10 protein-coding genes are annotated in these 10,245 nt (G+C 73.7%); all 10 read left to right on the top strand.

Annotated elements, in window-relative coordinates:
- The first annotated feature begins 230 nt into the window (after window positions 1-230).
- Window positions 231-1,178 carry a segregation and condensation protein A gene (locus LCE31_RS30380; RefSeq protein ID WP_374118591.1) on the top strand — a complete coding sequence of 316 codons (948 nt, stop codon included), beginning with the start codon at window positions 231-233 and terminating at the stop codon, window positions 1,176-1,178.
- Window positions 1,175-1,834 (top strand): SMC-Scp complex subunit ScpB, encoded by a 660-nt coding sequence (gene scpB / locus LCE31_RS30375; RefSeq protein ID WP_225020007.1) that lies wholly within the window; start codon window positions 1,175-1,177, stop codon window positions 1,832-1,834. Before LCE31_RS30380 ends, scpB begins: the two co-directional genes overlap by 4 nt.
- Window positions 1,834-2,949, top strand: a complete 1,116-nt coding sequence (locus tag LCE31_RS30370; RefSeq protein WP_225020005.1) for a pseudouridine synthase — start codon at window positions 1,834-1,836, stop codon at window positions 2,947-2,949. The genes scpB and LCE31_RS30370 overlap by 1 nt, the downstream gene beginning before the upstream one ends.
- A 509-nt stretch (window positions 2,950-3,458) precedes the next feature.
- Window positions 3,459-4,280 (top strand): NUDIX hydrolase, encoded by an 822-nt coding sequence (locus tag LCE31_RS40985; RefSeq protein ID WP_225020003.1) that lies wholly within the window; start codon window positions 3,459-3,461, stop codon window positions 4,278-4,280.
- Window positions 4,277-5,311 (top strand): ADP-ribosylglycohydrolase family protein, encoded by a 1,035-nt coding sequence (locus LCE31_RS30360; protein ID WP_225020001.1) that lies wholly within the window; start codon window positions 4,277-4,279, stop codon window positions 5,309-5,311. The genes LCE31_RS40985 and LCE31_RS30360 overlap by 4 nt, the downstream gene beginning before the upstream one ends.
- 212 nt (window positions 5,312-5,523) lie before the next feature.
- A complete protein-coding gene (gene aroH / locus LCE31_RS30355; protein WP_225019999.1) occupies window positions 5,524-5,886 on the top strand; it encodes a chorismate mutase in 363 nt (120 codons plus the stop codon).
- Entirely contained in the window at window positions 5,883-6,968 is a 1,086-nt protein-coding gene (locus LCE31_RS30350; RefSeq protein ID WP_225019998.1) for a prephenate dehydrogenase, read from the top strand. The genes aroH and LCE31_RS30350 overlap by 4 nt, the downstream gene beginning before the upstream one ends.
- Before the next feature lie 255 nt (window positions 6,969-7,223).
- Window positions 7,224-7,958 carry a (d)CMP kinase gene (cmk, locus tag LCE31_RS30345; RefSeq protein ID WP_374118590.1) on the top strand — a complete coding sequence of 245 codons (735 nt, stop codon included), beginning with the start codon at window positions 7,224-7,226 and terminating at the stop codon, window positions 7,956-7,958.
- Window positions 7,955-8,623, top strand: coding sequence for a lysophospholipid acyltransferase family protein (locus LCE31_RS30340; RefSeq protein ID WP_225019994.1), 669 nt, complete (start codon window positions 7,955-7,957; stop codon window positions 8,621-8,623). The genes cmk and LCE31_RS30340 overlap by 4 nt, the downstream gene beginning before the upstream one ends.
- Window positions 8,624-8,739: 116 nt before the next feature.
- Complete coding sequence (gene der, locus LCE31_RS30335; protein WP_225019992.1) at window positions 8,740-10,206, top strand: ribosome biogenesis GTPase Der; 1,467 nt, start codon at window positions 8,740-8,742, stop codon at window positions 10,204-10,206.
- The last annotated feature ends 39 nt before the right edge of the window (window positions 10,207-10,245 follow it).

The following is a 10,245-nucleotide window of genomic DNA, read 5'->3' as shown; positions in this document are numbered from 1 at the left end:
GCCCCGTGCGTACCGCACCCGAAACCGGGGCGGACGGCCCCGGGAGCGCTGAGGGCCCCGACGGTGCGGACCGCGGGGCTCCTGACGCCCCGTCGGGTGACGGCCAGGCCCGTCCCGGGACCGTCGCCCCGCCCGCCGCGACCTCGGAGACGCCTGAGGCTCCTTCTGAGCGCCTTCCGGACGCCGGGACCGCTCCCGGTACCCCGGAGGCGTCCGAGGACGCCGGAGAGGTGTCTGACGACGTTTTCGAGGCGCTCCCGGCCGGAGCGCCCGACGGCGCCGCCCGTCCGGCGTCGCCCGCCGACACCGACATCGACACCGGTGCGGATGCCGGCGCAGGTGCGGGCGCGGAGGTGGGGGAAGCCGACGACGGCCGGTTCACCGTGCGGCTCGTCAACTTCGAGGGTCCGTTCGACCTGCTCCTCCAGCTCATCTCCAAGCACAAGCTCGATGTGACCGAGGTCGCCCTGTCCACGGTGACCGACGAGTTCATGGCGCACATCCGGGCCATGGGCCCCGACTGGGACCTCGACCAGACCACCGAGTTCCTCGTCGTCGCCGCGACCCTCCTCGACCTCAAGGCCGCCCGCCTGCTGCCCGCCGCCGAGGTGGAGGACGAGGCCGACCTCGCACTCCTTGAGGCACGCGACCTGCTCTTCGCGCGGCTCCTCCAGTACCGCGCCTACAAGGAGGTCGCCGCGGTGTTCGCAGGGCGCCTCGACGCGGAGGCGCGCCGCTACCCCCGTACCGTCGGCCTGGAGCCCGGCCTCGCCGAGCTGCTGCCCGACGTCGTGATCCGCATCGGCCCCGAGGGGTTCGCGCGGCTCGCCGTGAAGGCCATGCAGCCGAAACCCGAGCCGCAGGTGTACGTCGACCACATCCACGCACCGCTCGTCTCCGTGCAGGAGCAGGCCCGGCTCGTCGTCGCCCTGCTGCGCGAGCGGGGGCGGGCCACCTTCCAGGAGCTGACCGACGACACCGACGACACCCTCACCGTCGTCGCCCGTTTCCTCGCCCTCCTGGAGCTGTACCGGGCCCGCGCCGTCGGGCTCGACCAGGAGGAGGCGCTCGGGGCCCTCGTCGTCCACTGGACGGGCGGCCAGGACGCGGAGGACCTCCGCGTGGGTGAGTTCGATCTCGTTTCAGGTACCGGCGAGCCGGAGGAGGCAACCGCGTGAACGACCCGCAGGCCGAGCACGTCCGACAGACCGCGGCGGAGCTGCCCCTCGGACCCGCGCTCGAAGCCGTCCTGATGGTCGTGGACGAGCCCGCGACCGAGGAGCACCTCGCCAAGGTCCTCGGCAGGCCGCCGCGCGCCGTCGCGGACGCGCTGCGCGCCCTGGCCGACGAGTACACCGCCGCCGGCCGGGGCTTCGAGCTGCGGCTCGTCGCCGGCGGCTGGCGCTTCTACTCCCGCGCCGCGTACGCGGCGGCCGTCGAGGGCTTCGTCCTGGACGGCCAGCACGCGCGGCTCACCCAGGCGGCGCTGGAGACGCTCGCCGTCGTCGCGTACCGCCAGCCGGTCAGCCGCTCGCGCGTCTCCGCCGTGCGCGGAGTGAACTGCGACGGCGTCATGCGCACCCTCCTCCAGCGCGGTCTCGTGGAGGAGGCGGGCGCGGAACCCGAGACAGGTGCGATCCTGTACAGGACGACGAATTACTTCCTGGAGCGCATGGGCCTGCGGGGCCTCGACGAACTGCCCGAGCTCGCGCCCTTCCTCCCCGAGGCGGACGCGGTCGAGGCCGAGTCGCTGGAAGGCGTTCCGTCGTTCGATCCGGACGCACCGGATACAGCGGACATTCACGCAGGCGACGAGACGACGACGGACATTTGATGCGAAGCAGTGGCAGCGGCAGGAACGACCGGAACAACCCGGGGGCCGATGGCGGCAGGCCCGGCCGGAACACCCGGGGGGCCGGCAACCAGCGGGACGACAGGCAGGGGCAGCGGCCCCGCCGTCCCCGCCCCGAGGAGCGCCGCTACGACGTGGGCGGCACAGGTGCCCAGAGCGACGGCGGCGCAAGCGCCCCGCGCAAGGGGCGCGGCGACGCGGCACGCGGCGGGGCCAAGGGCGGCCCGCGCCCCGCGCAGTCCACCCCCAAGCGCGGCCCGCGCACCGCCCAGGCGCGCCCGCGCGAGCTCGACGCGAAGATCGAGCAGCGCAACCGCGACCGGTACGCGCAGCGGCCCGAGGTGAGGACGCCGAAGACGTTCCCCGGCGCCGAGCAGGAGGGCGAACGGCTGCAGAAGGTCCTCGCCCGGGCCGGTATGGGCTCGCGCCGGGCGTGCGAGGAGCTGATCGAGCAGGCACGCGTCGAGGTGAACGGCGAGATCGTGCTCGAACAGGGCATGCGCGTCGACCCCGGCCACGACGAGATCAAGGTCGACGGGCTGACCGTGGCCACCCAGTCGTACCTGTTCTTCGCCCTGAACAAGCCGGCCGGTGTGGTCTCCACGATGGAGGACCCGGACGGCCGTCAGTGCCTCGGCCACTACGTCACCAACCGCGAGACGCGCCTCTTCCACGTCGGCAGGCTCGACACGGAGACCGAGGGCATCATCCTGCTCACCAACCACGGCGAGCTGGCCCACCGCCTCACCCACCCGCGCTACGGCGTGAAGAAGACCTACCTGGCCGCGATCCAGGGGCCCCTGCCCAGGGACCTCGGCAAGCGGCTGAAGGACGGCATCCAGCTGGACGACGGATACGCGCGCGCGGACCACTTCCGGGTCGTGGAGAACAACGGCAAGAACTACCTCGTCGAGGTGACCCTGCACGAGGGCCGCAAGCACATCGTGCGCCGCATGCTCTCCGAGGCGGGCTTCCCCGTCGACCGCCTGGTGCGCACGGGCTTCGGGCCGATCCCGCTCGGCGACCAGAAGTCCGGCTGGCTGCGCCGCTTGACGAACACCGAGGTCGGCACGTTGATGCAGGAGGTCGATCTGTAGCCGACGGGCTGACGGGCCGCCGCCCCGCAAGGCGGGTCGGGCCTGTGAGGCGCGTTGATCCGCCCCGCGTGTTGGTCCGCGGGGCGAATCGATCCCTGGGCGTGTACCCCGTTTCCCCGTGTGCCGGGGGCGTGGGACGAGGACCCGCGGCCGTGCGACGGCCGCGGGTTTTCGCGTTCCTCCGCCGGTCGGTGCCCGCCCGCCCCGCGAAAACCGCTTGTCATACCGGTGTCCCTTCTTTATAGTCAGACTGACCATTAAGGGTCGGTCCTGAGGGGTGGAGGGGGCTGCGGCTTCATGAGCATCACGGATTCCCCCACGCCACTCCCGGACCCGCCGGCGGCCGTCCCCGCCGCGGACGGCCGGCGGATCATCCGGACCCACGGGGGTGGCCCGGAATCCGCGGGTGCGCCATCGGCGCGGCGCGTTCAGCGCGCCGGTGGCGCACCGCCGGCCACGGCGGGAACGGCGGGGGCCCGCACCGTGGCGCCCGCCAGGCCGGAGCCGTGGTGAGCGGGCCTGCGCGGGGCTGCCCCGAACCGGCCCGACCCGCACCGGACGCCGCCGCACCGGCTCCCGCCGCGCCACCCGCACCCGTCTCCGCCGTTCCCGAGGGGTACGACCCCTCCGCGTTCGAGCCGTTCGCCGTCACCGTCGACCTCGCGGTGTTCACCGTGCGGTCGGGAAGCCTGCACGTCCTGCTCGTACGGCGCGGCGAGGAGCCCTACCGGGGGTGCTGGGCGCTGCCCGGCGGTTTCCTGCACCCCCGCGAGTCGGCCGAGCGGGCCGCCCGGCGCGAACTGGCCGAGGAGACCGGCATCGCGCAGGACAGCGCGTCCGCCCCGCTCCACCTCGAACAGCTGCGCACCTACAGCGACCCGGACCGCGACCCGCGGATGCGCGTCGTGTCCGTCGCGTACGCCGCGCTCGTACCCGGCCTGCCGGAGCCCACCGGCGGCGGCGACGCGGCGCACGCCCGATGGACCGCTCTCGCGGACGCCCGGCCGCTCGCCTTCGACCACGACCAGATCCTCGCCGACGCACACCGGCGCGGCGGCGCGAGGCTCGAATACACCTGCCTCGCCACCGCCTTCTGCCCGCCCGAGTTCACCCTCGGCGAGCTCCAGCAGGTGTACGAGACGGTGTGGGGCGTCGCCCTCGACCGGCCCAACTTCCGCCGCAAGGTCCTCGCCACACCGGGCTTCGTCACGCCCGCCGAGGACGGCAGGCGCCGTACGGGCGGCCGGGGCAAGCCGGCCGTCCTCTACCGGGCCGGTGACGCCGCCGTGCTCCACCCACCTCTGCTGCGACCGGAAGGACGGACCCCATGACTCCGACAGGAACACGGACCAGGCGGGCCGCGACGGGCGCGCTCACCGGCCTCGCCCTCGGCGACGCGCTCGGCCTCCCCACCGAGTTCAACGACGTGCCCGCCATCCTCGCCAAGTGCGGCCCCTGGCGGGAGATGGAACTGCCGGCGCCCGCGTTCGTCACCGACGACACCCAGATGACGCTCGCGTTCGCCCGGGCCCTGCGGACCACCCTGGAGGACGGCCCGCTCGACCCGGACCGGCTCGTGCGGGAGACCGGCGACGCGTTCGTGCGCTGGTACCACGACCCGGAGAACAACCGGGCCCCCGGCACCACCTGCCTGACCGCCTGCGCCGCCCTCGAAGCCCTCGACCGGCCCCGCGAACCGTGGCAGCGGGCCAGCCGCACGGAGTCCAAGGGATGCGGCGCGAACATGCGCGTCGCACCGATCGCCCTCGTACCCGGCCTGACGGGGGAGCAGCGGGCGGGGGCGGCCCAGGCGCAGGCCGCGCTCACCCACGGCCACCCCACCGCGCTCGCCGCATCCGACCTGACCGCCCACGCGGTGCACCTGCTCGCCGCGGGCGCCGACCCGGCGGGCCTCGTCGGCCGCCTCCGCTCGTACGCCTTCGACCACAGGACCGACTACCACCACGCCTGGCTCGGCGACCTCTGGTCGTACGGCCAGGACTCCACGCCGGGGGAGTACATCGCGCGCGGCTTCGACGACTGCCTCGCGGCGCTCGACCGGACCAGGGCCGCGCTCGCCGACCCGTCGCCGGAGACGGACCCCTGCCTGACCACGGGCGACGGCTGGATCGCGGAGGAGGCACTGGCCACCGCGCTGCACTGCTTCCTCCTCTTCCCCGGCGAACCCCTCACCGCGCTGCGCAGAGCGGCCTGCACCCGCGGGGACTCCGACTCGATCGCCTGCCTCACCGGAGCCTTCGCGGGCGCTCACCACGGCCCGGATGCCTGGCCGCGGGACTGGGCGGGCCGGATCGAGTACCGGGCCGAACTCGGCTCGTTCGGCGCCCTCTGGGACGACTGAGGCCCGCCCGGGACGACCGAGCCCCGTCCACGGCGGACGGTCGCCGGCGCGCGAGCCGTAGCCGTTCGCCGGTGGGCCTGTCAGGCGACCGCTCCGCGCCCGGACCCGGCGGGACGGCGGGCGGGGGCCGTCTCGCAGGGCGAGAGCCCGTGCCCCGCCCCGGGCCCCGGACACTACGCTGGGACGAGGAGACGATCACTGAGGAGCACGTTGTGGCGGTACGAGCGGTTCGTGGAGCGGTCCAGCTGGAGCAGGACGAGGCCGGGCACATGACTGATCAGGTGAAGCAGCTGCTCACCGCGATTCTGGAGCGCAACGACCTCACCGCGGACGACCTCATCAGCATCTGGTTCACGGCCACCCCCGACCTGCACAGCGACTTCCCCGCCGCCGCCGCGCGCGACCTCGGCATCGTCGACGTCCCGCTGATCTGCGCCCAGGAACTCGACATCGCCGGGGCCATGCCCCGCGTCGTGCGGATTCTCGCGCACATCGAGTCCGACCGCGCCAAGGACGCGATCTCCCACGTCTACCTGGGCGCCGCCGCGGCCCTGCGCAAGGACATCGCCCAGTGAGAACCGCCCTCGTCATCGGCACGGGCCTGATCGGCACCTCGATCGCGCTCGCCCTCACCGCCCGCGGCGTCACCGTCCACCTCTCGGACCACGACCCCGGCACCGCGCGCACGGCCGCCGCGCTCGGCGCGGGCACCGAGGAGCCGCCCGAGGGCCCCGTCGACCTCGCGGTCGTCGCCGTGCCGCCCGCGCACGTCGCCTCCACCGTGGCCCGCGCCGTGCGCGGGGGCCTCGCGCGCGGCTACCTCGACGTCGCGAGCGTCAAGAGCGGCCCCCGCCGCGAACTCGAAGCACTCGGTGTCGACCTGCGCTCCTACCTCGGCACCCACCCGATGTCCGGCAAGGAGCGCTCGGGGCCGCTCGCCGCGACGGCCGACCTGTTCGAGGGCCGCCCCTGGGTGCTCACCCCGGGCAGCGCCACGGACACCGAGGTGCTCAACCTCGCGCTGGAACTCGTCTCGCTCTGCCGAGGGGTGCCCGTGGTGATGGACGTGGACGCGCACGACCGTGCGGTGGCCGTCGTCTCCCACACCCCCCAGCTGATGTCCTCGATGGTCGCCGCGCGCCTGCGCGACGCCGAGGAGTCCGCGGTACGCCTGTGCGGGCAGGGCATCCGCGACGTGACCAGGATCGCCGCCTCCGACCCCGGCATGTGGATCGACATCCTCACCGCCAACCCGGGCCCCGTCGCCGACGTGCTCGCCGGGATCGCGACCGACCTGGGCGAGGCCGTGCAGGCGCTGCGCGACCTGGAGTCCTCCGACGAGGCGAAGCGGCAGGGAGGGGTCAAGGTCGTCGAGGACCTGCTGCGGCGCGGCAACGCGGGCCGCAGCCGGGTGCCGGGCAAGCACGGTGCGGCGCCGGCCGCCTACGAGGTCGTCGCGGTCCACGTCACCGACCGCCCCGGCGAGCTGGCGCGGATCTTCGCGGACGCGGGCGAGGCCGGCGTGAACGTCGAGGACGTCCGCATCGAGCACGCGACGGGCCAGCAGGCCGGACTCGTCGAGCTGATGGTGGAGCCGTCGGCGGCGCCGCTGCTCAGCGCGGCACTGCGGGAACGCGGCTGGTCGATCCAGCAGTGACCGCCGAGGCCCGGGCCGCCCGGGAGGCCGCCGGCCCCCCCGGCCCGCTCCTGGGCCGGTCCTGGCCCCCGCGCGGCGGACTCGGCCGAACGAGTGCGCCGGCCGATCCGGGCAGTCGGTAACCTCTACGGGGAACTTGTTTCGAGGGACCCGCGCTCCGCGGCCCGATGAACCCGTCCCCGCCCTTGCCGGGCCCGGCCGGCCGCTCCCGCCCGAGAGCCGGCCCGGGCCGCCCGTACCGCACCACCCAGGAAGGTGTCCGTCCCCGTGGAAACCGCCGCACAAGCCGCAACCGCCGCCCCCGTGACCGGTCCCGCGGTGATCGTCGCCATCGACGGGCCCTCGGGCACCGGCAAGTCGAGCACCTCCAAGGCCGTCGCCAAGCGGCTCGGCATGAGCTTCCTCGACACCGGGGCGCAGTACCGGGCGATGACCTGGTGGATGACCAGCAACGGCGTCGACGTGACCGACGCCGAGGCCGTCGCGGCCTTCGCGGGCAAGCCCGTCATCGTCTCCGGCACCGACCCCGACGCCCCCGGCATCACCGTCGACGGCGCCGACGCGTCCGGGCCGATCCGCACGCCCGAGGTCACCTCCCGGGTCAGCGCGGTCAGCGCCGTGCCGGAGGTGCGTACGGTCATCACCGCGCTCCAGCGCTCCATCGCCGCCGCGGCGGCCCACGGCATCGTGGTCGAGGGCCGGGACATCGGTACGACGGTCCTGCCCGACGCGGACGTCAAGATCTTCCTCACCGCCTCGGCCGAGGCCCGCGCGGCCCGCCGCAGCGGCGAGCTGGGCACCACGGCCTCCGCCGACGTCGCCGCCACCAAGGAAGCCCTGATCGAACGGGACGCCGCCGACTCCACCCGGAAGACCTCCCCCCTCGCGAAGGCGTCGGACGCGGCCGAGATCGACACGACGGACCTCACCCTGGCCCAGGTCATCGACCGCATCGTCGCCCTCGTCGAGGAGAAGCGGGCGGCGAAGTGAGTACGTCCACCACCGCGGGGCAGCGCGGGAACGTCGCGTCGGAGGCGGGCGCGGCGTTCGGCAGAGGGCTCGGCATCGGTCTCATCAACGGCCTGTGGAATGCCCGCGTCCTCGGCTCCTGGCGGGTCCCGGCTCAGGGCCCTGTGATACTGGCCGTCAACCACTCCCACAACGTCGACGGCCCGCTGGTGATGGGGCTCGCGCCCCGGCCGGTGCACTTCCTGATCAAGAAGGAGGCGTTCATCGGGCCGCTCGGGACCTTCCTCCGTTCCATCGGCCAGCTGAGCGTGGACCGCGAGGCGGTCGACCGTACGGCCATAATGGACGCGCTGAACGTGCTCGAAGACGGCAAGGTGCTCGGGATATTCCCCGAGGGCACCCGGGCGGGCGGCGATTTCGGTGCGCTGCGCGCCGGGCTCACGTACTTCGCGGTCCGGTCCGGTGCGCCGGTGGTGCCCGTGGCGGTGCTGGGAAGCTCGGAGCGGCCCGGACGGTTGATACGGGCGCTGCCCCCGATACGCGGCCGGGTCGACATCGTCTTCGGGGACCCCTTCCAGGTCCCGTCCGGAAGGCGCACCCGCGCCGCCCTGGACGACGCGACCGTGCACGTCCAGCAGCAGCTGACCGGCCACCTGAAGGCCGCGCGGCAGCTCACCGGCCGTTAGAGCGCGGCCGGCGGGCGGGCCGCGGCCCCGCACACCTCCGTGCGGACCGCACTCAAGTAGTGGACCGCTCCCGCGCGGCCACCGATCACGACGGATGAACGAGGTACGCACTTCTCATGGACGACCAGATCGAAACCGGCTCGGACGACGAGCACGGTGAACTCGGCGACGCCGAGTACGCGGAGTTCATGGAGATCGCCGCACAAGAGGGCTTCGACCCGGAGGACGTCGAGGGCGCCATTGAGGAGGCGGGCCACGGCCCGCTGCCCGTCGTCGCCGTCGTGGGCCGCCCCAATGTCGGCAAGTCGACCCTCGTGAACCGCATCATCGGCCGCCGCGAGGCGGTCGTCGAGGACCGGCCCGGCGTCACCCGGGACCGGGTGACCTACGAGGCCGAGTGGGCGGGCCGCCGCTTCAAGGTCGTGGACACCGGCGGCTGGGAGCAGGACGTCCTCGGCATCGACGCCTCCGTCGCCGCCCAGGCCGAGTTCGCGATGGACGCGGCCGACGCGGCGATCTTCGTCGTGGACGCCACGGTCGGCGCGACCGACACCGACGGCGCCGTCGTCCGGCTGCTGCGCAAGGCGGGCAAGCCGGTCGTGCTCTGTGCCAACAAGGTCGACGGACCGAGCGGTGAGGCCGACGCCGCCATGCTCTGGGCGCTCGGTCTCGGCGAGCCCCACCCGGTCTCGTCGCTGCACGGCCGAGGCACCGGCGACATGCTCGACGCCGTGCTCGAAGTGCTGCCCGACGCGCCCCGGCAGACCTTCGGCGCCGCCGTCGGCGGCCCGCGCCGCATCGCCCTCGTCGGCAGGCCGAACGTCGGCAAGTCGTCCCTGCTGAACAAGCTCGCGGGACAGGAGCGCGTGGTCGTCAGCGAGATCGCGGGCACCACCCGCGACCCGGTCGACGAGCTGATCGAACTCGGCGGGACCACCTGGAAGTTCGTCGACACCGCCGGTATCCGCCGCCGCGTCCACATGCAGGAGGGCGCCGACTACTACGCGTCCCTGCGCACGGCCGCCGCCGTGGAGAAGGCGGAGGTGGCGATCGTCCTGATCGACACCAGCGAGACCATCAGCGTCCAGGACCAGCGGATCATCACGATGGCCGTGGAGGCGGGCCGTGCGCTCGTCATCGCGTACAACAAGTGGGACACGCTGGACGAGGAGCGCCGCTACTACCTGGAGCGCGAGATCGACTCGGAGCTCGCGCAGGTCGCGTGGGCGCCCCGGGTGAACGTGTCGGCGCGCACCGGCCGGCACATGGAGAAGCTGGTACCGGCGATCGAGACGGCTCTCGCCGGCTGGGAGACCCGGGTGCCGACCGGCAGGCTCAACGCCTTCCTCGGCGAGCTGGTCGCGGGTCACCCGCATCCGATCAGGGGCGGCAAGCAGCCGCGCATCCTGTTCGGTACGCAGGCGGGGACCCGGCCGCCCCGCTTCGTGCTGTTCGCGTCCGGATTCATCGAGCACGGCTACCGCAGGTTCATCGAGCGCAGGCTCCGTGAGGAGTTCGGCTTCGAGGGAACCCCGATCCACATCTCGGTCCGGGTGCGGGAGAAGCGGGGACGCAAGAAGTAGCAGGTCCGCGGGGCATGTTGTCCGCGGGGCATGGGGGAG

The organism is Streptomyces sp. 8L, from assembly GCF_020176795.1.
Classification (GTDB): Bacteria; Actinomycetota; Actinomycetes; order Streptomycetales; family Streptomycetaceae; genus Streptomyces.
Note: the sequence above shows the minus strand (reverse complement) of the source record. Positions and strands in the feature narration are given on the sequence as shown.

What these genes read in the sequence shown, in the direction of transcription:
- LCE31_RS30370 (WP_225020005.1), top strand. Translation starts at nt 1,834, where the DNA reads ATGCGAAGCAGTGGCAGCGGCAGGAACGACCGGAACAACCCGGGGGCC.
- LCE31_RS30360 (WP_225020001.1), top strand. Translation starts at nt 4,277, where the DNA reads ATGACTCCGACAGGAACACGGACCAGGCGGGCCGCGACGGGCGCGCTC.
- der (WP_225019992.1), top strand. Translation starts at nt 8,740, where the DNA reads ATGGACGACCAGATCGAAACCGGCTCGGACGACGAGCACGGTGAACTC.